The 23,321-nt window shown below is 41.0% G+C and carries 22 protein-coding genes; 11 read left to right on the top strand and 11 right to left on the bottom strand.

What is annotated here, in order from left to right; genetic code table 11:
- Nucleotides 1–4 precede the first annotated feature (4 nt).
- The gene (locus tag CRO56_RS03070; protein WP_097157104.1) at nt 5–661 is read right to left on the bottom strand and encodes an alpha/beta hydrolase; all 657 of its coding nucleotides are present in this window, start codon (nt 659–661) and stop codon (nt 5–7) included.
- Nucleotides 662–833: 172 nt separating this feature from the next.
- On the opposite strand from CRO56_RS03070, the gene mraY reads away from it, so the two are divergent.
- Complete coding sequence (mraY, locus tag CRO56_RS03065) at nt 834–1,787, top strand: phospho-N-acetylmuramoyl-pentapeptide-transferase (protein WP_097157103.1); 954 nt, start codon at nt 834–836, stop codon at nt 1,785–1,787.
- A gap of 103 nt (nt 1,788–1,890) precedes the next feature.
- Nucleotides 1,891–2,463, top strand: a complete 573-nt coding sequence (locus tag CRO56_RS03060) for a hypothetical protein (protein WP_097157102.1) — start codon at nt 1,891–1,893, stop codon at nt 2,461–2,463.
- A gap of 94 nt (nt 2,464–2,557) precedes the next feature.
- On the opposite strand, the gene CRO56_RS03055 is transcribed toward CRO56_RS03060, so the two are convergent.
- Complete coding sequence (locus tag CRO56_RS03055; RefSeq protein ID WP_097157101.1) at nt 2,558–3,379, bottom strand: basic amino acid ABC transporter substrate-binding protein; 822 nt, start codon at nt 3,377–3,379, stop codon at nt 2,558–2,560.
- A 195-nt stretch (nt 3,380–3,574) separates the two neighbouring features.
- On the bottom strand, nt 3,575–4,549 hold the full coding sequence (locus CRO56_RS03050) for a ring-cleaving dioxygenase (RefSeq protein WP_097157100.1): 975 nt from the start codon (nt 4,547–4,549) through the stop codon (nt 3,575–3,577).
- 227 nt (nt 4,550–4,776) lie between these two features.
- On the opposite strand from CRO56_RS03050, the gene CRO56_RS03045 reads away from it, so the two are divergent.
- Nucleotides 4,777–5,685, top strand: a complete 909-nt coding sequence (locus CRO56_RS03045; protein ID WP_097157099.1) for a hypothetical protein — start codon at nt 4,777–4,779, stop codon at nt 5,683–5,685.
- Between the two features lie 599 nt (nt 5,686–6,284).
- Nucleotides 6,285–7,166: a hypothetical protein gene (locus CRO56_RS03040; protein ID WP_097157098.1), complete on the top strand. Its 882-nt coding sequence runs from the start codon at nt 6,285–6,287 to the stop codon at nt 7,164–7,166.
- A 329-nt stretch (nt 7,167–7,495) separates the two neighbouring features.
- Here the strand turns inward: CRO56_RS03040 and CRO56_RS03035 are convergent, their stop codons facing one another.
- Both CRO56_RS03035 and CRO56_RS03030 read right to left on the bottom strand, forming a co-directional pair.
- On the bottom strand, nt 7,496–8,266 hold the full coding sequence (locus CRO56_RS03035; RefSeq protein ID WP_097157097.1) for an aminoglycoside adenylyltransferase domain-containing protein: 771 nt from the start codon (nt 8,264–8,266) through the stop codon (nt 7,496–7,498).
- 76 nt (nt 8,267–8,342) lie between these two features.
- On the bottom strand, nt 8,343–9,326 hold the full coding sequence (locus CRO56_RS03030) for an LCP family protein (RefSeq protein ID WP_097157096.1): 984 nt from the start codon (nt 9,324–9,326) through the stop codon (nt 8,343–8,345).
- A gap of 222 nt (nt 9,327–9,548) precedes the next feature.
- Between CRO56_RS03030 and dnaN the strand changes: the two genes are divergently transcribed.
- The 4 genes from dnaN to CRO56_RS03010 all read left to right on the top strand — a co-directional run bounded on the left by dnaN (nt 9,549) and on the right by CRO56_RS03010 (nt 12,700).
- Nucleotides 9,549–10,661, top strand: coding sequence for a DNA polymerase III subunit beta (gene dnaN, locus CRO56_RS03025; RefSeq protein ID WP_097157095.1), 1,113 nt, complete (start codon nt 9,549–9,551; stop codon nt 10,659–10,661).
- A gap of 78 nt (nt 10,662–10,739) precedes the next feature.
- Nucleotides 10,740–11,165, top strand: a complete 426-nt coding sequence (locus tag CRO56_RS03020; RefSeq protein ID WP_097157094.1) for an SRPBCC family protein — start codon at nt 10,740–10,742, stop codon at nt 11,163–11,165.
- Between the two features lie 121 nt (nt 11,166–11,286).
- A complete protein-coding gene (locus CRO56_RS03015) occupies nt 11,287–11,799 on the top strand; it encodes an acyl-CoA thioesterase (RefSeq protein WP_097157093.1) in 513 nt (170 codons plus the stop codon).
- Nucleotides 11,800–12,244: 445 nt separating this feature from the next.
- Nucleotides 12,245–12,700 carry a hypothetical protein gene (locus tag CRO56_RS03010; RefSeq protein WP_097157092.1) on the top strand — a complete coding sequence of 152 codons (456 nt, stop codon included), beginning with the start codon at nt 12,245–12,247 and terminating at the stop codon, nt 12,698–12,700.
- Between the two features lie 54 nt (nt 12,701–12,754).
- Here CRO56_RS03010 and CRO56_RS03005 read toward each other — a convergent pair whose 3' ends face one another.
- The 5 genes from CRO56_RS03005 to CRO56_RS02985 all read right to left on the bottom strand — a co-directional run bounded on the left by CRO56_RS03005 (nt 12,755) and on the right by CRO56_RS02985 (nt 20,130).
- Complete coding sequence (locus CRO56_RS03005; RefSeq protein WP_097157091.1) at nt 12,755–14,092, bottom strand: YjiH family protein; 1,338 nt, start codon at nt 14,090–14,092, stop codon at nt 12,755–12,757.
- Nucleotides 14,093–14,298: 206 nt separating this feature from the next.
- Complete coding sequence (locus CRO56_RS03000; protein WP_179714150.1) at nt 14,299–15,300, bottom strand: agmatinase family protein; 1,002 nt, start codon at nt 15,298–15,300, stop codon at nt 14,299–14,301.
- Nucleotides 15,273–16,571, bottom strand: coding sequence for an imidazolonepropionase (gene hutI / locus CRO56_RS02995; protein WP_097157089.1), 1,299 nt, complete (start codon nt 16,569–16,571; stop codon nt 15,273–15,275). Before hutI ends, CRO56_RS03000 begins: the two co-directional genes overlap by 28 nt.
- Nucleotides 16,572–16,826: 255 nt before the next feature.
- Entirely contained in the window at nt 16,827–18,488 is a 1,662-nt protein-coding gene (gene hutU, locus CRO56_RS02990) for a urocanate hydratase (protein WP_097157088.1), read from the bottom strand.
- Between the two features lie 163 nt (nt 18,489–18,651).
- Nucleotides 18,652–20,130, bottom strand: coding sequence for a helix-turn-helix domain-containing protein (locus CRO56_RS02985; RefSeq protein ID WP_097157087.1), 1,479 nt, complete (start codon nt 20,128–20,130; stop codon nt 18,652–18,654).
- A 308-nt stretch (nt 20,131–20,438) separates the two neighbouring features.
- Between CRO56_RS02985 and CRO56_RS02980 the strand changes: the two genes are divergently transcribed.
- From CRO56_RS02980 to CRO56_RS02970, 3 genes are all read left to right on the top strand, one after another.
- The gene (locus CRO56_RS02980) at nt 20,439–21,404 is read left to right on the top strand and encodes a helix-turn-helix transcriptional regulator (protein ID WP_097157086.1); all 966 of its coding nucleotides are present in this window, start codon (nt 20,439–20,441) and stop codon (nt 21,402–21,404) included.
- A 71-nt stretch (nt 21,405–21,475) separates the two neighbouring features.
- Nucleotides 21,476–21,925, top strand: coding sequence for a DinB family protein (locus CRO56_RS02975; RefSeq protein ID WP_245855553.1), 450 nt, complete (start codon nt 21,476–21,478; stop codon nt 21,923–21,925).
- Between the two features lie 31 nt (nt 21,926–21,956).
- Entirely contained in the window at nt 21,957–22,463 is a 507-nt protein-coding gene (locus tag CRO56_RS02970) for a DinB family protein (protein WP_097157085.1), read from the top strand.
- Between the two features lie 132 nt (nt 22,464–22,595).
- Here the strand turns inward: CRO56_RS02970 and CRO56_RS02965 are convergent, their stop codons facing one another.
- Nucleotides 22,596–23,162, bottom strand: coding sequence for a hypothetical protein (locus CRO56_RS02965; protein WP_097157084.1), 567 nt, complete (start codon nt 23,160–23,162; stop codon nt 22,596–22,598).
- Between the last annotated feature and the right edge of the window lie 159 nt (nt 23,163–23,321).

Below are 23,321 nucleotides of genomic sequence, written 5' to 3'. Positions count from 1 at the left end.
TCCTCTATTCTGTTACAAACCGTCTCATTTGTTCAATTGTTTCCTTTAAGGCCTCTATAGAAGAAAGAACATCCCCTTTTCGATCTAGACTGTGGTCTGCTCGATCAATAAGCAAAGTTTCGAAATTGGACATTTGCTTGAGTATGGTCCATCTTTCTTCCCGATAGCAAAAATCCTCTGTTCCAATCACAGCTAAAGACTTTTGCTTGGCGTTGCTCATATGATTGAATACATAATCATTATGAATTAAAGGTGTCAGCCAAATCGATTTTGCCTGTCCGATTTCTTTCTTTTCATCAAAGAGGGTAGCCATTGCTATCGTTCCCAATGATTTACCTGCTATTACAAAATCCTGATAGTTTTCCCCTGGATTTACTTTTTCATAGCCCGCCAAAACATCTTTCCTTACACATCGGAATAACTCATCATTTGAAACTTTTTCGTACTCTTTTCCTGAAAAGTCATAGTTTATAAGGAGGACATCAAAACCAAGTTCAAGAAATAGGGAAGTTGTGTAATAGAATATTGGCATTTTTGTATTGTAGCCTGCACCGGGAAGTAAGATTGCAAGTTTCCGATTTTGATCATCTTGAGTCAATAGAGTACATTTAAGCGTATTCCCGATTGAGTTTGTAAAAGGAAAGGATTTTCTATTCACCAACTTACATTCCTCCTGTTTCTGGTAAATTTTATCTAGTATAAGCCTCGTACTTTCTTTTGTAAATACTTAGTTAAAAAATAAATTCCCGACACAATTCGACACTTCTCTACTTATTTGGTAAGATATTCATATAATACCAGTTTTTATCCTTATAGAAAGGCGGATTTCGATAGTGTTTGAGGTTATTCTTCCGGCTGCCGTAACGCTCGCACTTGTACTTCTTCTTTGTCCATTCCTGATCCAGTACCTGAAAAAGTTACAATTAACGCAGCCGATTCGCAAAGAGCTCCCGGAAGAGCAGCAAGTAAAACATGGAACACCACTTATGACTGGCAGTATTTTTCTGCTGGGTATTATCATCGCACTTATTTATTCATCAAGCGAAGTGATGTTATTTTTATGCACAGCATTTGTCTTATACAGTGTCATTGGCTTTTTAGATGATTATTGGAAGGCTTCCAGGCAAGACCCTAATGGGATGTCAGGAAAAATGAAACTGATTCTTCAATTTATTGTTACGGGGTTACTGCTTTACATCATTACGGCCAAATTAGGACTAGATACAAATATTCAGCTTTTTAATCACTGGTCAATTGATTTTCCTTTTATCATTTATTTACTGACTATGGCTGTCTTTGTTGTCGGGTCAACAAATGCAATTAACTTTACCGATGGAATGGACGGGTTATTAGGCGTAGTCGCGATCCCTACGTATTTTTTCTTCTTTGTCATATCAGATATACCGGAAATTCAAGTTTTTTGCCTGATTATGATTGCCAATATTTTAGGTTTTCTTATGTTTAATATATTTCCGGCAAAAGCATTTATGGGTGATACCGGTTCCCTTGCCATAGGAGGTTCTTTAGCATTTCTAGCTATTATAGAAAAAGTTGAAATCATTATTCCATTATTATTTTTTATTTATTTTGCCGAACAGCTTTCGGTTGTTATTCAAGTATTCGTTTATAAACGTACGCAAAAAAGAGTATTTCAGATGACCCCGATCCATTATCATTTTTCATTAAAATATGGCTGGACAGAAAATGCAGTCGTGATTGTGTTTGGGTTTATTTCTTGGGTAGGTACGTTTATTAGCTACGGATATTGGAAGTATTTTCTATCTTAAGAAGGACGAACTTCGGCCGTTTGTCCCTTTCTTTTGTCCGCATTATTAGGTAATATTTGGGGAAAATAAAAGAAGAATTGCCAATAAACGAGGAGGGAAACACATGAAACGAATCTTGCTCGTCGCACTTCTTTTACCTTTCCTGTTAGTCGGGTGTGGACAGGCTGACGAAAACGCTGAAGTTAACCCAGACCCCAATGATGAGTACGAGCCAAACGAAAACGATCCTTCAGTCGAGGAAGAAGACCCAACAAACCAGGGAAATCAAGATGGACAAGAGGAGCATCTGGCAGTAGATGAATTAATGGCCCAATATCGTGATTTAGCCTCCTCTAAGGGAAAGTTCGCAGCGGATGAACAGTACAAAGTCCAGGAATTTCAGTCAAAAGAAGAAATTGTAGCAGAAGCTGAAAAGTTTTTAACCCGTGAATTTGCTCAGGAAGTGGCTGACCTCCGTTATGAAGATAAGGAGGACGGTGTATACATCATTCCAATGGATGGTCCAGTTACACTGGATGAAACAAAGGACTATAACCTTGAAAAAGTAAGCGGCACAGAGTATCGTCTCACACAGGAACAAACCAGTGACCTGCACGGAAATGTTCAATTAGAAGTCATATTTGTTAAACAGGCTGATCATTGGGTCATTCAAGATGTGAATGAAAATCATGCCTAACTTTTAATGAGACAAGCTCCTAGGAGGTTTTTTACAGAAAAATGCGTAACTTTCGACGGAAAGTTACGCATTCTTTTATTCCTTGAATGGCCCCTTATTGCTGAGCTTTAATCGTTTCTAGATCCGGTTCTACTCCAAACCATTCCTCATAAATTTCAGCATATGTGCCATTTTCAAAAAGAGTATTGAGAGCTTCGTCGAAATCTGCTTTTAATTCGCTTCCTTTCGGGAACATGAATCCGTAGAATTCTTGTTCAAAACTGCTGCTATCCTCTACCACTTTTAATTTTTGATCAGGATTGTTTTTAACATACTCTTCTACTACCGTGTTATCCGCAACAACGGCTTCTGCTCCGCCTTGCAGCAGCTCTTGAATCGCTAAGTTATTATCTTCAAACTTTTTAATGTCTTGATGATTGGTTCCAAATAATTTTTCAACGGCTGCATCCCCTGTAGTTCCGCCTTGCACAGCAACCGTTAAGCCTACCAAGTCTTCTCCTGATTGAATCGTGCTATCTTCTGGCACTAAAATTTTATTCGTTGATAAAAAGTATGGATGAGAAAAATCATAGGTTTGTTTGCGATCATCATTAATCGTAATCGCACCAATAGCTAAATCGGCTCTTTCAGACTCGATTTCTACGAAAAGAGGATCCCAGCCGACATGTTCAATTTCAATTTCATACCCTGCTTCTTCTGCAAGGGCATTGATTAAATCAATATCAAAACCGACAATTTTATCGCCTTCCATGTACTCAAATGGCGCATATGCGGCATTTGTAACGACACGTAATGGTTCCGTTCCAGCTGTTTCCCCAGATGTTGCAGTTTCTTCACTAGTGCTGGTTCCACAAGCAGCCAAAACGAAGATAAGTCCTAAAATAATTGCCAGTAAAAAGAATGGTTTTTTCTTCATGTTCTCTTCCCCCTTGTTGTTTAATAATTGGATTATACTAACTTCTTAAACTAGTAGAACTATTCATTATTTTAAATTACCTCATTTTTATACATTTTGCAACATAATTATACATTTTTTTCGCTTAACCTGTTAGTCATTTTGGTACTGACACAGAAAAGAACCTCACGGGCATACCATGAGGTACTGTTTTGCTTAAGATTTATTCGTATTTAACGGTTTGAGCTTTGCCTCAATCACATTTCTTTGATCTTCTAAATAGGGCGGCAATGCCAAGGATTCTCCTAAATGTTCAATGTCTTCATCCGTATCGAATCCGGGGCCATCTGTCGCCAGTTCAAATAAAATTCGGTTCCTCTCTCTAAAATAGAGGGATTTAAAATAAAAGCGTTCAACAAAACCAGAGTTCGGTAATCGAGATGTTTTTACTTTTTCAATCCATTGATGCAATTCCTCTTCATCCTCGACGCGGAAGGCAACATGGTGGACTCCGCCTCGGCCCAGTCGTTCAGGCGGAAGATCCGTTCTTTCTTCAATATGTACTTCTCCGCCAGTCCCCCCTTCGCCTGCCTCATACACGATAATATCGCGTTGCCCTTCCTCATAAGCCGGAAAAGTTCCAACTTCGCGGAAGCCCAGCAGGTCCTCTAACACTTGCTGGGTTGGCGCGGCTAAAGGAACTGTGAGCTGAACAGGACCCAAGCCAAGAATCCCATATTCTACAGGTACCAGACTTCGATCCCATGGCTCCCCGCCTTTAACTCCCCTGTTATTTTGATCGGATACCAAAACCAAGCGTTGTCCCTCAGAGTCTTGAAAAGCAAGGGTGGCCCGTCCCGCTCTTTCTTTAATCTCCTCGTGCGCTATTTGCAGCTTTTCAAATCGTTCTTTCCAGTAGGTCAATGCTTTATCATTGGGAACCCTTAGAGAGATTGAAGAAATACTATGTACCCCTGGATGATTCCCAGCTGCCATCGGGATTTCGAAAAAAGTGAGCTCTGTTCCCGGGTTACCCCTTTCATCCCCATAAAACAAATGATATACCGATGTATCATCTTGATTGACCGTTTTTTTAACTAGTCTCATTCCCAATGCTTCTGTGTAAAATTTAAAATTACGTTCGGCGTTTGCCGTAATCGCTGAAACATGGTGAATCCCTTTGATTTTCATCGATTTTACCCCCATAAATTTTAGGCTTGTCTGTTAGCAACTTTTTTCATTTTTTGAGCGTCTCATTAGTGGAAGATAGATTTAACGCCTTAGGTGGTGGTTTAGGCAACTTGGTGCAGCCAGCAATGATATATTTATTTTAGAAAAAGCTGGAATTATCTTTATTGAAATATCGTACTAAAACCATAAAGAAAAAACAAAAAGAAAGTTTCAAGGGGGCTAATAAATTGAAAAAATGGGGTAAATGGGGTGTCTATATCTCAGCAACCATTCTCATGGTGCTCAGTGTCGGATATCTTATCTTTTCATATAACAATGAAAATAATGCGAACGGAGAAGAACCTGCTGACCTGGTTGGCGGCGGTGGTGCCGTCAATGAGGATCCGCAAGCTGATGATGAGGGGAATACTGGCGATGATAACGCTGAGGGACCGGGAGAACTAGTTGATGAGGCGCAAGCAATCACGATCACACATGATTTATTATCGGGATTAAGAGAGACATTTGGGCGTTTAGGCGAGGAATATAAATGGTCGTCAGTTCAAGATGACTGGGAGCAACCAGGGTATACAGAACCAGATTTTGAGATAGCCAAACCGCATCTGTTAAACTATGCAACAGAAGAATTTACTGTTGGCACACTGCGGGGTATTTTAATGGAATATTATTGTTTCTGTGATAAATTGTTTATTCCGGATTTACACCTGGATGTGAGGGCAGAAGTTCTGGAGGTGCATAAAAATCTGTTTGTGATTAAGGGAATTAGCATTGCGAATGAGCTGGGCAACGGCGGATTAACAGGATATCTAACGGTTAAAAATGAGGATGGAAAATGGAAAATAGATCACTGGCAATGGAATAACTTTTCCGATGAACCAATCAACCTAACTGCCGATGAATATCTATCCTATCGAGATCTCTATTATGAAGCTGATGACAAACTAACATTTGTAAAAACGATCAAAATGACGGGTGTGATTGGTTTCGATGGAGAACCGATGTATGAGAATGCCATTGAAGGTGAAATTGATGTCCATGTATTCTACAACGAAACCTATGATTACTATTTTGGCATTGCCGCCAATAGCAGCTATAGTTTGAGTATTACGGAAAGCGATTTAGAAAAGTATCAGTAATTTAGACTTTTAATATCGAGAACTATGAACTCCCCCTTCTTTCGGAGGGGGATTTTTTATAAATACTAAATTCTAACCCGGTTTCAGGAATACGGGCACCTATTTTTCCGAACTCAAACTCGTTTTACCGAACTCGCGACCATTTAACCGAACTCAGTTCGTGTTTAAACGAACTCAGCTTTCGTTTAATCGAACTCAGCTCATGTTTTCCGAACTCAGCAACTGCTTTACCGAACTCGCATCTGTTTAAACGAACTCAGCCACCACTTAAACGAACTCAGTTCGTGTTTACCGAACTTAGCAACTTAATAGCTCCACTCACTTCTGGTACAATGCCCTCTTTTACCCTAAATTCTGGATCTTCAGCCTATATTCCCGACATATCCCCATTAAGCCGCACCCACTTTATAGCCTGGTACCATTGGCTTATTTTAAATTTGGGATAATCTGATTCGCGACTTTTTCTAATTATTATCGTCTTTATTAATGGAAACACAATTCCAGCTGTAACCATTCTTTTCTCAGTTATTGTTTTCATCTTGCTCACGAAAAGGTGGAATACAAATTCCAGGAGAACAATATTAAGGGGGCAATTTAAATTGAAAAAATGGAGGATTTATCTCTCAGGCGCTATCGCTGCGATAATACTTAGCCTTGGCTATTATATGTTTTCTTCTAATGAAAATTTGGCCAATGGAGAAGAGTCCCACGATTCAGCAGATGGCGGTTTGGCGAAGGAGGACCAGGAGAAAACAGACGGAGCACCAGATAAAGATAGCTCCGATCTGCAAGATGGAACGGCTGGCAATAATTCTGAAGAACCAGGCGTAATCGTCAATGAAATGCAGGCTAAAGAGATCACAAATGAATTATTAACGGGATTAACAGAAACATTTAAACAACTAGGTACAGACTACAAATGGACATCGATTAAAGATAGCGAGTACTTTCCAGATTACACTGAGCCTGATTATGCGATTGCCAAGCCATATTTTCTAAACTTTGCAACAGAGGAATTTTCCGATAGCACCCTCCAAAATATCCTGATGGATTTTTACTGCCACTGTGATACGCGACAACCTATCCCAGCTTTGGATTTCAATGTTCGATCTGAAATCATTGAATCAAAAGAAAATCTATTTGTCATTAAAAGTATCAGCATTGTAAACGAACTAGGAAACGGCGGTTACACCGGCTATATAACGGTCAAATATTTAGATGGAGCCTGGAAAATCGATAATTGGGAGACAGTTAGCTACAGAGACGAACCGATTAACATTACATCGGAGGAGTATATAAATTATTTAAATAGCGGCGGATACGGATATAATTATAAGTTTATTGAAACGATCCAAATGCCTGCTTCTGACCAATCGGTAAAAGGCAATGTAGATGTACATGTTTTTTATAGCGGAAGAGAAGATATTTATTATGGTATTGAGGCGAATAGTACGAAGTTTGTAAGACCTAGTGGATATTAATGGGTAAAATATCAATCTCTCCCTTCTTTTTGAAGGGGGATTATTGATATTACCGAGTTTTAAGCCTGTTTTCAGGAAAATTGTACCGATTTAACCGAACTCAGACTCGTTTTACCGAACTCGGACCCATTTAACCGAACTCGGCACGTGTTTAAACGAACTCAGCTCTGGTATAATCGAACTCAGCACAGTTTTACCGAACTCAGCAACCGCTTAAACGAACTCAACACGAGTTTACCGAACTCGACATCCACTTAAACGAACTCAACACGAGTTTACCGAATTCAGCGCTTCAATAACTGAACTCACTTCCGATAAAAAGCCTTCCCTTATCTAATATCCTGTATACCAATGCTAATTTCCTCCAATAAATCCCCCGCAAAACGCAGCAACTGCTCATCATTATATGTAAAATGCTTCACCCCATTCCCATAAGCACCCAACGCTAACTGTACAAGCGGTTTATCTCGATCTGAAAGATTCGTAAGCCCCCACTCTCCCCCTTCCTTCTTAGAAAGGATTTTCCTTTCCCTCACATATTGAAGGGTTCTGCAAAGATTTAATATCGTATAAACCGGATCTTGTAATATGCCATCCTTGGCATCCTTCACATCATAATAAATCGATTTACAATAATTCTCACTTGAAATTGGAGCAAATACGTCCGAAATCGCTTTTCCATATAAACATTTTCCCCGCTCAATCGTTACCGCTATATGAGCCGACAAATCCGGGTCTGTTCCCCCCTCACACAAGTCCATCGTGTCCAGAAGAAAACGCTCTCCCCATTCGGTTCCATAATGCAGTTCAAAGGGCATTGGATATAGCGGTTCGGCTGCATCTTTCTCGAGAATAATACTCATCTCTACCCCTTTTCCCGGGTAAATAGGAGTAAGGGAGACTAACTCTCGCACAATCGCTTGTTTAGCAGAAAATGAGAGTGGCTCAGAAACCACTATTAAAAGATCTATATCACTTGTTAATGGATGAAAACAACCCATCGCCAAAGAACCATGAAGATAGATTCCTGTTAATTGATCCTGTAAGTGCTGTTTAAATACATGACAGACTTGATTAAGAGTTGCCTGAATTTCAATCATCCATTCACCACCTTATTAATGGGGGGCAGTCCCCCTTAAAAAATAGTGCTCCCGCACAAACAGGAGCACCACAGTCTTAATTCTTCATTTTTTCTTCTAAAATTCCTTTTAATCTCTCGAGCTCAGCGTCGTCAATCGTGACGTATGAGGCTCCGCCAATATTGGTTGGGTAAGCATCATATTTGATTGATTCGACTTCGTCTCCGGACATTTTCAGGCTTCCAGCTAAACTGACCATTTTTGTAAAACTAATGTCAGTACGAACATTATCACCTAGAGCTTCACTGATTTCTGTCAGGTTTGTTACATTACGCAAATCAATCGTTTGATCAAGGATCGCTGAAACGACTTGCTGCTGTCTGCGGTTACGTCCGAAATCTCCTTCAGCATCGCCGCGGAATCTGGCATAATTAAGAGCTTCAAAACCATTTAAGGTTTGTGGACCTGCCTGGAAACTAACATTTTGTTTCGTTAAACGATCCCAGAATGTCATACTTTTTTCCACATTTAGTTCAATTCCGCCTATGGCATCTACTAAAGCTTGGAATCCTTTAAAATCAACGGTAGCATAGTAATCAATCGGAATTTCTAAGAAGTGCTCAACGGTAGCAATCGACATATTGATACCGCCCCATGCATAAGCACTATTGATTTTACCGTATTCACCGCGCCCGATAATTTCGACCCGCATATCACGCGGTATTGAGACGAGCGACACCTCGTTATCCTTTGGATCCACGATCGCGACCATCATTGTATCGGTCCTGCCCTGCTCCGCATCATACGTATCTACACCTAAGAGAAGTACGGTAAATGGACCATTGCCCTTTTTCCGATCTTTTAATAGTAAGCTGTCAGGATCCAACTCATTTTTCTTATTTTCTATAGCATTCTTTAAATCTTCATCAATTGGCTCACGGGTTTCATAGATGCTGCTCCAAAATTCAGCTGCCATGATCCCAGCACCGCCAAGCAAAAAGAGGAGGACAACAAACAGGACAACCCAGCGTTTGCGCTTCTTCTTCCGTTTATGCAATTTATCAATTCGATTTATATCCATAATAGCACCCTCTGTATTTTGCCTTTTTGAAAAAACTATATTTTTTTGGCTTTCTCTTATTATACCAAAAACACAAACTCAGGCATGAGCTCTATAAGTATAAGACGTAAAAAGTCGAATTTCGTTACATTTTTAGGCTGCACCAATTTTTGGATAAAAAATCTCCCTAAGAACAAATGTTCGTTTATAATGGAAGAAAGCAGTTTTTAAGGGGGAGTTTTTATGAAGGTTACGATTGAGAAGGGGATATTAATAAAGGGTGTTCAGAGTGTCTTGCGCGCTGTCTCATCAAGGACGACGATTCCGATTTTAACCTGTATAAAATTATCTGTATCATCGAAAGGTCTGCTGCTTGCGGGAAGTGACTCCAATATATCGATTGAGGTACATATTCAAGATTCATCATTACGTGTTGAGGAACAAGGTGCAATAGCCCTCCATGCAAGGGTGTTTTATGAAATTATCAAAAACCTGCCGGATGAGCCCATATCGATTTCGCTCAACAGTAAAAAGGCGATCATTCAGGCTGGAAAATCAGAATTTAAGTTAAATGGCATAGATGCAGAAGAATATCCAAAACTGCGACCGATCGAGGCTCGTGAAAAACTGTCTCTTTCTGCAAGCTTACTGAAACAGATCATTCGCCAAACCGCTTTTGCGGTTTCAGCTTCCGAGACTCGGCCGATATTAACCGGAGTGAATTGGAGGTTATCAGAAGGAATATTGACTTGTTCAGCGACAGATAGTCATTTGCTTGCGTTAAAAAAGGTTACAGTGGAAGGACAGGGCGGTTTTAACATCGTTGTCCCCGGTAAAAGCTTACTCGAATTACGCGCATTACTGCCTGACACTAATGAACTGGTCGAATTGTCTGTCAGCCAAAATCAGGTCCAATTTTCATTATCGAATATCCGCTTCCATGCCCGGCTATTAGAAGGAGCCTACCCGGATATTACAAGATTTATCTCCAAAGATCAAAAAGCAGAAATGGTAATAAACACGCATCATTTTGCCCAAGCGATTAAACGGGCTTCTCTTCTCGCAAAAGAAGGCAGTTTCAATGTGGTTAAATTTATGTATCATGCCATAAATGACATCCAAATTGCATCGTACTCCCCAGAATTTGGAGATCTCACCGAGGACATCGAAGTCGAGTCCATTGACGGTGAAGAGACGCAGGTTTCATTTAATGCAAGTTATATGGCTGAAGCGCTTAAAGCCCATGACAGTGCTGTTGTGTCCGTTCGTTTTACAGGGGCGATGAAACCGATTATTATTACTGCACCTGAGGATGAATCCGTTTTACAGCTCATCCTCCCTGTTCGTTCTTATTAAGTGGTCTGCCCGCCAACTAGAAACTTTAGACCCCTGATATGTATAATAGAAGTATTAAAAATTTGGAGGAAACCAAAGATGATACGTAATCAAGTCGTGATTGAGAAAAATCAGGCATCAGTGTTTGAACGGGTCGTTGAGGCTGGCCACCGGGAGCACTGGATGGATGAAATTCAATCGATCAATATGGAAGGACCTGTTCGCGCTGGTACAAAATTTATACAAAATCAAATCGAAGGTAAGAGAAAAACAACATATCAAGGCGTCATTGAAAAAATTGAGGCTCCCCATTATTTTTCGTACAAGCTTATTTCTAATGCTTTTGATATGCGAATTGGCTATGAACTTCAGGGACAAGGTGCATCAACGAATGTGATTCAATTTTATGATGTTCGGTATAAAAGTTTTTTTGCTAAAATGATGGGGACCTTATTTTCCGGTTTAATGAAAAGATTGGCGAGAAAACAATTGGATAATTTGAAGGAGTATTGTGAAAGAGGTTAAAGAGATTTTTCTCATATTCTCTTTCTTAGACTCTCTTTAAATTATTTTGTTTGGATAGCTTTTTCTTGACATATCCTTATAATAAGAAAGAGAAGTAAAGAGTAGGAAGGTGTACATATATATGGAACCGAAATATTGTAAAGAGTCGCGCGTCGTTCATACTGACCTGGTTCTTCCCAATGACACTAATAACCACAATACACTGTTTGGCGGCGTTTTAATGAAAAGAATTGATGGGGTTGCATCGATTTCTGCTAAAAGACATTGCCGCGCAGAAGTTGTAACAGCTTCTACCGACTCGGTGGACTTTTTGGAACCGATTTTACCGACAGATTCCATTTGTATAGAAACGTTCGTTACGTGGACGGGCAGAACTTCAATGGAGGTTTTTGCAAAGGTTATTACAGAGGATTTGTTATCTGGAAAACGCCGCATCGCTGCGACCGCATTCCTCACCTTTGTTGCATTAGATGAAAACGGAAAGCCTGTTGCGGTACCGGAAGTAATTCCTGAAACTCCGGAAGAGCAGAAACTACACGAAACAGGTGACCAGCGTGCCCTTGTCCGAAAAAACCGCAGGGCTGAAAGTAAAAAGCTTGCTCAATTTATAACCACGCAAAAGCCTTGGGAATGAAAATTGCCAGTCGAAAGGTGCTATGGAGATAGTGCCTTTTTTTATGGGATTGAATTTTAATCACTCGACTTTCGCAGAGTGAATTCGGCCGGAATGACAGAACCTGCCCAATTGAATTTAGCAAATTGATTTTCTTTGCGGACATACGATCCGTTATTCACGCAAAAATGTCCGTTTTCAAAAATTATAGGACATACGATCCTTTATTTGCTATAAATCATTCAAAAATTGTATGTTTTTGCATAAATAAAGGATCCAGTGTCCGCTAATTCTGAAAATCTGCGATTTTGTCACAGATAACGGAACCAATGTCCTTTAGCAATCCGCTCTGATTATTACTACCTGCGTTCGTTAAAAATTCTTAAATATTCATTACATCATTCGACATTTCTCTGCTTCACCCCCTCCAATTTGCTATAATAGAAGACTGAGAGGAGGGAAAATCATGGAAAAGACAGAGAAAAAAATAGACCTGTTTATTCTTATCGTTATCTTAGGAATCTTTATCTTTATCGCCACTTATGTGATCACTGGGACCGAGAACTTATTCCGGCTTTTATCGTATGTATTTTTTGCTTTTATCTTTTTACTGACTGGTTTTTTAACCGCGTATCTTGTCTTTATACGTGACACGAATCCAAATGAATCCAAGATGCGGATTAATTTTAGACATGTTATATACGGGGCAATGACTTTAATCCTTGTCGCCCTTTTTATTATCTTGATTAACGATACCTCTAATTACTATGACCAGCGGCTTCATTTTTTAGAAAAAGAAGAGCTCCCAGAATATCTGCAGCTTGAGGGTCTGCGTCTCCAATTCATGCTCTTTACGGCTGCCATCTTCAGTCTCATTTTTACTCTGATTGGGGTATGGTTGTCTATTAAGAGAGAAAAATAGTACATAACCTAAAAAACTCCAGCGTACCCTCAGTTCGCTGGAGTTTCTTTATTATTATAAAAACAAAAACGCAATGGGTGTTACAAGAATCAGCGAAAGAATCGTCCGCTGTACCCAAATCACCAGTAAACGCGGAATGCTGATTGGGATATCTGTGGATAAAATACATGGAATTGTAGCTGAAAAGAATAAAATCGATGAGACAGAAACGACCGCTGTCACAAACTTGGTTACTAATGGGGCTTCAACTACTAGTAAAGCCGGCAGGAACATTTCTGCAATTTCAACAGCTGCGGCTTTAGCTGCCAACAATGGCTCTGGGATTTGCAAAAGCAGTGTAAATGGATAAAAAATATAGCCAATGATATCAAACACAGGCGTATACTCTGCTAAAAGCAGGCCTAAGAGTCCGATTGACATGATCGACGGCAAAATACTCATTGTCATAATAAAGCCGTCGCGCAAGTTTTCCCAAATGTTTTTTCCAATCGATGGAGCTTGGTCTGCAGCACTTAGCGCTTTCGCCCATGCTGTTTGCAGTACCTTTGTTTTTACGATTTCTTCCGGCTCGCCTTTCTCGTTATAATAGTCATCACTTATTTTTGTAATGGGCCACAATCTCGCGGTGATGGCTGTCACTAAGAAGGTAACGATTAGCGTTGTCCAAAAATATAGATTCCAGATGTCCATAATCCCTAACGTGTTAGCGACAACAATCATAAAAGTAACGGAAACCGTAGAGAATCCTGTGGCTATGATTGTTGCCTCTTTTATCGTATACTTACCTTCCTTAAACACACGGTTCGTAATAAGCAAGCCAATTGAATAGCTGCCAACGAATGAAGCAACTGCATCAACGGCAGATCGTCCTGGTGTTTTCCAAATCGGACGCATAATTCTTTGCACGAGTACCCCGATAAAATCAATAAGTCCATACCCCACTAGCATCGCTAAAAATATCGAACCAATTGGAACGAGCAGGCCGACCGGTATGACTAGCTTTTCAAATAAAAAGACACCAATGTTCGGATCGAGAAGCCAAGCTGGACCTGTTTTAAAAAGCAATAATACGGCGGCAAGTAATCCGAGGACCTTAAAAATGGAAAATACAACTTCCACTCTATTCTTGTTCCACGTTTTCTTGTAAAAAGGATAAATCGCACCAAGCAGTATCACAAGAGCTGCATAGTATGGTGTTACTTCAGGAAAACTGTTCCTCATCCATGAGACGATGTGGTCTAGCGGAATCGATGAGCTCCCATTAACGGTGATCGGGATAAAAAACATAAATATACCAAACAAACTAAATACAAAAAACTTGATCATTCCTGACGGCGAACTAACTTGGGGGTTTTGCTGCAGCGAAGGGGTCACATCATTTGGATTTACCATATTTTCCTCCTTTTAACTGAATTTTTAGATAATTTATTGTAAAGAAAACCCGGCAAGCACCATTGCCGGCTGGCGCAGGCGATTGCCTAGTTGCACTTTTACTTAATTCCTAAAAAGTTTAACTGCGCCGAATTACTTCATTGCTAAAATTTTATCTCATTTAGTACAAACGGAAATGGAGACTTTCATCTTCGCTTCCGGTGTAATTAGTTTTGTTTATACCGCATAACTAACCCGCTCAGAAAAGAGAGCATGACATGAACTCCCGCTTTTACCGTCGCTTCCCCTGCATCTTTAAAAGGGTCTAAACAAACGAGGTCCATCGCTTTTACCTTTTCGTTTTGGCCGGCGACATAGACGGCTTCAAATAGTTCATCGGTTCTCATCCCGCCAGGTGCAGAGGCAGGAGCACCCGGTGCTATACCAATATCTAGCACATCCATATCGACAGTCAGATAAATTGTATCGACCTTTTGCTCAAGCTCTGCTAAGGCCTGTTCAACTGCATTCTCGACTCCCATTCGTCTGGCTTTTCTTAACGTCGTGTAATGCACACCCATTTTGTCCGCATATTCCTTTAATGATTTCGCATTAAAAAATCCGTGCAAGCCGATGTTATACACGTCTGCGCCGAGTATGGTTCCGCTTTCGATCAGGTTGCGGATCGGCGTTCCATTACTTGGCCCATTATCACTCAGATCCCTTAAATCAAAATGTGTATCGAGCTGTAAAATCCCAATCCGCTCCTCCGGATGGGCCTCTTTCCACCCTTTTACCAGCTGTGCTGTAATCGAATGATCGCCGCCAATTGAAAGCGGGAAAACCTGCGGGTGGTATTTCTGCATACTCAGCATTGCTTCTTTAATGTTGGTGTGACAAACAGAAATATCAGTCACATGCTGTCTGACATCACCCAAATCCACAACCCGCAGCTCGGTTAAATCAACATCAACATCTAAGTTATAAGTCGTGAAATATTTCCATGCCCTGCGAATCGCATCCGGATTTTCACTGGCTGCCGATGCACTGATCGATGATCTGGAAAGGGGTACGCCAAGTAAACAAACATCGATTTGATCCCAGTCTATCTCTGATCCGTCCGGTTCTAATGTTTGAATCCATTCATTTACTTTTGGCTCATGAGTGTCTTCAGGTCTATGCCATCTAAAATTCGGCGGTTTTAATTGAGGGTATGGGTATCCTGCCATAATAAGCTCCCTCCGCTGACTACTTTTTTGCCATTTTTTATAACCGTATCAATATGATTCTCGCCATACATGTATTGAAGGTGCATGTAGGTTGGAACGTTAAAAATATTGATGTCGGCCAGTTTGCCTGTCTCAATACTTCCGATCGTTGCTCCACGCTTGATCGCATGGGCTGCGTTGATGGAGACCGCTGTTAAAACTTCGGCTGGGGTCATCCCCATTTTTAAACAGCCTAAGTTCATAATGAGCGGAAGTGAAACGGTTGGTGATGATCCTGGATTACAGTCGGTTGATAGAGCAACCGCAACACCTTCATCGATCATCTTCCGTCCGTTTGCTGATTCAGCCATAAGAAAAAAGGCCGTTCCAGGAAGCAACACCGCGATGACTCCGGCTTCTGCCATTTGCCGGATTCCTTGATCCGATGCTTTTAAAAGATGATCAGCTGAAACTGCTCCAACGCTTGCGGCTAACTCTGCCCCACTGTAAGGTTCAATCTCATCTGCATGAATCTTAGGAAGAAGTCCCAAATTCTTTCCTGCTTCAAGAATCTTTTTCGATTGTTCAGGAGTAAATACGCCCCGTTCGCAGAAGACATCATTGAATTCCGCCAAACCAGAGATAGCTACCTGCGGAAGCATTTCTTTAATGACAATATCAACAAACTTATCCGGGTCTTGTTTATATTCCGCAGGGACCGCATGTGCACCCATAAAAGTACTTACGATGTCAATCGGATGATATTCGTTTAATTGTTTTGCGACCTCTAATTGTTTGATTTCATGTTCTAATGAAAGTCCATAACCGCTTTTAGCTTCGATTGTCGTAACCCCTTGCTTTAGGAAGCGATTAAGTCTGTCGTAGCTTTCCTCAAAAAGCTGATCATGCGTAGCTTCCCTTGTTGCTTTTGTGGTTGAGTGAATACCGCCGCCTGCATTCATGATTTCCATATAAGTGGCTCCTTGCAGGCGCATATTAAATTCTTGTTCACGTGTTCCGGCATGCACAAGATGAGTATGAGGATCTACAAAACCAGGGGTTACCAGTTTTCCAGTCGCATCGATGATCTCGGCTTCATGCAGCCGCGCGCTAAATTTTTCAAGAAGCTCTGCATCTGTACCGACCGCTGCAATTTTTCTGCCCTCAATCCACACACTGCCATTTTCAATGATGTGGAGCTCTTCCATTTGCTTGCCAACGCGCGGAGCATCGGATCCGCCTTCAAGAGTTACTAATTGGTGAGCATTTCGGATAAAAACGGTGTTATTCATCAAATCCTCCTCTATCAAAGTCATCAGTGTATACCTTTTTACTCGCTATCATGTTTTTTGTCCTTTAATGCTTAGCTCAAGGACTTTCTGCTCTTTCTCGATTTTCGTCCTTTAAGAGCCCGGCTTATGGACTTTCTTTCTGCTTTTTCTCGATTTTCGTCCTTTAGAGCCCGGCTCAAGGACTTTCTTTCTGCTCTTTCTCGATTTTCGTCCTTTAGAACCCGGCTTATGGAATTTCGACTTGTTTAAAAGTCTTTATTCCAGCATCGGAATTTTGACACCTTTTTCCTTTGCTGTTTGAATCGCCAAATCATAGCCCGCATCGACATGACGGACGATTCCCATCCCTGGATCTGTCGTCAGTACCCGCTCTAATCGGGCTTCTGCTTCCTTCGTACCATCTGCAACAATCACCATACCTGCATGGATGGAGTAACCCATTCCGACACCGCCGCCATGATGAACGGATACCCAGCTCGCTCCTCCTACTGCATTAATTAGAGCATTTAAAATTGGCCAGTCGGCTACAGCATCACTGCCATCCTTCATTCCTTCGGTTTCACGGTTCGGCGATGCGACAGAGCCTGAGTCTAAGTGATCGCGGCCAATCACGATTGGCGCACTTAATTCACCGTTTGCGACCATATCATTAATAATTTTTCCAAACCGGGCCCGTTCTCCGTATCCTAACCAGCAAATCCTTGCAGGCAGACCTTGAAACTGAATTTTTTCCTGAGCCATCTTGATCCAGTTACATAAATGTTTGTTGTAACTAAACTCCCTAAGTATAACTTCATCTGTTTTATAAATATCGCGAGGATCCCCCGATAATGCCACCCAACGGAATGGCCCCTTTCCTTCACAGAATTGCGGACGAATATAGGCAGGCACAAACCCAGGAAAATCAAAGGCATTTTCAACTCCCTCGTCTTTTGCGACCTGGCGAATATTATTTCCGTAATCAAAGGTAACCGCACCCTTTTGCTGCATTTCAAGCATAGCACGTACATGAGCGGCAATGCTTTGTTTTGATTTTTTCACGTATGTGGCTGGGTCTGCTTTGCGAAATTCGTCGGCTTCTTGAAGCGAAAGCCCGGCTGGGATATAGCCATTTAACGGGTCATGTGAAGACGTTTGATCTGTTAAAACATCTGGAATAAAACCGCGTTTAATCATTTTCGGCAGAATTTCTGCCGCATTTCCAAGCAGACCAATCGATAATGCCCTTCCCTCGCGTTTCGCTTCGAGCGCAGTATTGATCGCATCATTTAAATCATCGACTCGAATATCTAAATACTTAGTATCAAGGCGTTTTTGAATACGGGCTGGGTCCACCTCAATGCAGATCGCGACTCCTCCATTCAAGGTAACGGCTAGCGGCTGCGCCCCTCCCATTCCGCCAAGTCCAGCTGTCAAAGTGATGGTGCCTTTAAGGCTGCCGTTAAAAGACGTACGCGCGCACTCCGCAAATGTTTCATAAGTACCCTGGACAATTCCCTGGCTGCCGATATAGATCCAGCTTCCTGCTGTCATTTGTCCATACATCATCAGCCCTTTTTTGTCCAACTCATGGAAGTGCTCCCAATTGGCCCACGCTGGAACGAGATTTGAATTGGCAATTAGGACACGAGGCGCATCTTTATGAGTTTTAAACACAGCGACCGGTTTCCCTGATTGAACCAATAAAGTTTCATCCGACTCTAATTCATGAAGTGTTTGGATAATTGCATCATACGCTTCCCAGTTGCGGGCTGCCTTTCCGATTCCCCCATATACCACTAAATCTTCAGGTCTTTCCGCCACCTCGGGATCTAGATTATTCATTAGCATTCGTAAAGCCGCTTCCTGAATCCATCCTTTCGCATGCAATCCGGGTCCCTTGTAATTTTGAATAACTCTCTTTTGGGCTTGTTTCATAACCTGCCACCTCTCGCTATAATATTCTGATAATTTAAGTATATGGAGAGGACAACGTTTAAAGTAGAGCACTTCTTTTTGAAAAACTTCACATTTTTTATCTGGATTCTAGTAAAATAAAACGCTTACACTTTATAACTATAAAAATAATAGATTTCTTCATTTACTTTTGGTCACGGTAGACTCGCGGGGAAACACCCACCGCTTTTTTAAAAATTCGGCTAAAATAATTCGGGTTTGAAAACCCAGTTAGATCCGCAATTTGCTGGATCGTGTTATCTGATTCTTTTAAAAGTGCCTGTGCTTGCCTGATTCGTATTTGCGTCAACAGCTGCCGGAAGGTCTCTTTATTTTTTCTGGATAACTGTGAGCTTAAATAAGCCGGATTTCTGTCAACAAACTGAGCAACCTTTTCGAGGTTTAAATCTGATTCCATATAATGCTGTTCAACGAATTGAATCGCCTTTTCTGTTACATCTAAAATCTTTTCCTGACGGTGCAGGGTGGCTCGATCGATCACTTCTTTTAAAAATAAAACAAAGTCCTGTACAATCCGGTAAAGAACAGAAGTGTAAAGGATTGATTCAAACACGCGATGGTATTTTATTTCAAGCTCCCCCTGATCTAAGTGATAAGACTTCATAAAGCGCCGCACTTGAGCCAAAATACTGGATAATCTTATCCTGAGTAACCCAGGGTCAGGGTAATAATGACTAAAATTTAAAAATTCAGCATGCATCCAGTTTTTGATTTTGTCCAGGTCTCCTTCATTTAGCATGCCTATCCAGTTTCTTTGATCCTCTGGCGTTAAAAATGGATCAATTTCTCCCCATTTAATCGGCTGCTTGAGAACGGTCAGCTGCCGGTATCCTTTAAAAAAATGAATGTCTAACGACTGTTTCGCTTCCATATAACATTTATGGAGTGACTCGTTCTGCTTCGGCACATAATAGATTCCTGCTATCGGAATCCGGTATCGTTCCTCCCATTGCTTCAGCAGCAGATTTCCTTGTTGGATTAAATAGGAATCAGTCCCCGTCATGCGTGCGAATACACACGCCATCATGTCACTCAACGGCAAGATGCTTGGCTGGATTTGAAATGAATAGTCTTCTATATAGGAGCGTAATAATGGCAGATCTTTTATATTTTCTGTTTGCAGCAATAAAATGCAATAATCGTTATAATCAGGGGCTTCCCCTTCTACAAATAAGGTTCGATAGGACAAGGTGTTTGTTGGCTGAATTTGAGAAGAATATCGGGATTGTTTTTGTTCAGCCTGTTTGTAGCAATGTTGAAGCACCCGCTTGATTTCATCTGGCAGGATCGGCTTTAGCCAAAACGAGTAGGCATGAAGTTCAATAGCCTGCAGGGCACGTTCAAACGTTGCTTCTGCTGTCATCACTATGCAAAAGCGCGCATATCGGTTCAGGGCATACTGCAGCTCTTGCCATGCATCCGATTGAAACATATCCAGTTCCACACATACCACTTCAGGCATGTCCTTTTCTAAAATCCGAATTGTCTCCAATGCCGTCCTCGCTAAAAAAACTTCCTCATACGGAATCGAATAAGAAGACACGAGCCACTTAATCCCCACCCTTTCATTCTCATCCCGATCCGCAATCAACAACTTAACCACTCAAAACCCTCCTTCATCCAAACTAGCACTTTTTATACTATTCTTCCTTTTCTTTTGAAATCCTGCCATTCGACAAACTTCGTCGCGTTTCGAGGCGTGCCTGTAACCTGTCGATATTCCACCGACAAACTTCGAGACGTGACAGGTACCTGTCGAAAATACGCCGATAAACTTCGGGGTGTGCTAGGTACCTGTCGAAAATTCGTCGGGGCATGACAGGCAGGCGTCGAAGTTCTTGGGGTGACAGGTGGGCAAAGGGGGATTTATAATGGAAGAGTGGAAAAATCCCCCAAAGGAATGTGGTTGGAATGTCTAAGTCTTCTATGATGCTATCAATCTTGTGGCTATTAAAGAGTGGAAGGAGGATTACGGCTAAGGAAATAGCAGACTCCCTAGAAATTAATATCCGTACGGTTTACCGCTATATTGATTCCTTGTGTGCAAGCGGTGTTCCAATCATAGCAGATTCCGGCCATAATGGCGGTTACAGCTTGCTCCATGATTTCACAGAGGCTCCGCTATTCTTTGAGATTGATGAACAAAAGGCGCTGAATCATGCAGCGATTTACGCGCAAGAATCAGGGTATCCCTATAGTGAGGTACTAAACCGGGCTATATCCAAACTAAACCGCTATACCAACGAAACACAACAAAGCCTAATTAACCGCCATACGCAAGGGTTCGATGTGATTCAGCCACCTGCTGACCCCTCCTTAGAAGCGACATTGCAAACTTTAGAAGCTGCCGTTGCAAAAGGCATTACTCTTTTTATGTCATACGAAAAGGGGCACGTGAATACTATTTCAGAACGAAACATAGATCCTTATGGCTTAGTCCATTGGAAAAATAGATGGTATATCGTAGGCTATTGTCACCTGCGCGATGAAGTTCGGAGTTTCCGTGTTGACCGCATTATCAATCTGAAGCAAACCGAGTTAACATTCAACCGTCCTGCCAATTTTTCAGTTCGTTCCTTTTTTCTAAAATCCTTACTCCCGGATTCAGACGCCAAAGATACATTCATCACCGTGAAAATTCAGGCACATCCTCAGGTCATTAAAGAACTCTCATCTCATTGGAGCCTATGGCCTGCTTTTATAGAAGGTACTGAAACGGAAGCACATTTTAAACTAAAAAAAGACATAGCTCTCTTTTACTTACCCTACTCATTGCTCCCATACGGACGCGCGATTCAAATTCTTGAACCTAAAGAGGTAAAAGAACAAATGGTCACTGTAATCAAGAATTTGTTAGAGCATTATCAAAAAATCTAACTTACCTGACCAAATCTGTCAGTGAAGATCATTTATATTAACCTTATATCTAAATAGGAAGGATGATAGGAATGATAGAGAAATCCCTCAAAGACTGGTTAAAACACCGTCGGATTTTGGAGGAATTGTTAAAAACAGTGAAAGAAGAGGACGCTGACTTTAAGCCTTGGGACGGTGCCATGTCACTCGGCGAGCTTGCCTTACATATTGCCGGATGGGCCGATACATTTATTACTTTGGCCAAAACCGGGGAGTTTTCAAAGCCTGAAAAATACCAGTTTAAAACCATGTCCGAAGTCCGTGAAGCTGTTCATCTATTAACGGAAAAAACAGCTGCCACTTACTCTTCCCTGACAGCTGAAGATTTAGAAGCGGTTCGCACTTTCCCTATTTCTGACTTCAAATTTCCAGGAAAGGTATATCTTAAAATCATTCACGACCACGAAGTCCATCACAAGGGACAACTTTATGTTTATGCCCGTATGACCGGTGTGGAAAAAGTTACATTTTTCCGGAATTAAATCCAATATTTTCAAGAGGAGCTGTTAAAAAATGAATCCAACAATAAAACTTTACCTCTATCACCAATGGGCCAATCAAAAGTTTTTCGAGCATTTAAAGGAACTGCCAGAAGAACTGATAGACAAAAAAGTTGAAAGTGTCTTTTCCTCCATAAAACATGTACTCGTCCACATGTTAATGGTTGATTATGGCTGGCTGTTTGCCATTAAAGGGATTGACGTCGAGTCCATTATTGAATCTCGCGAAGAACGCATTGAAAAATTAAATAAAATGAGCCTTGAAGAATTAGAAACAGAGTATGATGAGGTAATGGAGGATTATAAACAATTTCTCGAACAATTGGATGATCCCCATGCTAAGCATACCGTTCATCACCGTCATTTCGGTACATTGGAAACAACTTATGCAGAGCTCTACTCGCATATTGTAAATCACGGAACTTACCACCGCGGCAATATGACCGCGATGCTTCGCCAAATGGGACATCCTGGTCCATCAACCGATTATGTTTTTTATTTGTATGAAGTTAATAAGTAGCTGTATATAAAAAAGGCGGGAAGCTGATCTCCCCGCCTTTCTATTATTCTAATTCCTTTGCAAAAGCTTCTCTATCAAACGTGTACTCTACCTTAACCTCTAATTCATCGTAATGACGAAGAAGTTCATCGGTTAAAGTATCTCTTTCTTCGTTAAACTCGTTAATGAACCCTCTGGGGAAATAGCCAAATCTGCAAATTCATTAAAGACTAAATACGTTTCTAAAAATAGGTCATATTCATCTTTAAATTCTGCTGGAGGATTATTCAGGTCGTCCATCATCGTATCCACACTTTCGATATAGGCCTCCATTTCACCCATTGTTCCTTCTTCTTCGAAAACGGCTTGCTGCGCCCAAATGGCTTCACTGAAGTCAAAATAATATTGTCCGTCCACTTCAACCATATCATCATAGATCGTAGTGCTCCACACATATGCATACTCATTCATCATTTCTTCACCAAGAGCAGCGGCGTCAATGATTTCCATTCTTACATCATTCATGGTGTTATGGTATTGCTCTAATTCATCTAGGTATGCTATTCTATCATTTTCTTGCTTCTTATCAATAAAGAACCAAATTAATGCAATCGCAACAATAGCAATAATACCGATGATAATAAGCGACTTTTTGCTGCGTCGGCTGTTGTTTATTTCAACCGCCTCATTCTCTTGAGGACTGATGTTTATCTCTGACATATTGATCCCCCTAAACTATTCTCGGGGTTCATTATATCACTCAATTCCGTAAAAAGTTATCGGGAAATAGAGTTAAACTATGAAAAACTTGGAATCATTCTGTAACATATAGTCATTTTAATGTAATAAAAAAGACCTTATAGTAATTAAAGGTCCTTA

It is taken from the genome of Bacillus oleivorans (assembly GCF_900207585.1).
Lineage (GTDB): Bacteria > Bacillota > Bacilli > Bacillales > JC228 > Bacillus_BF > Bacillus_BF oleivorans.
The sequence above is the reverse complement of the archived record's forward strand: the minus strand, read 5'-3'. Positions and strand labels throughout refer to the sequence as shown.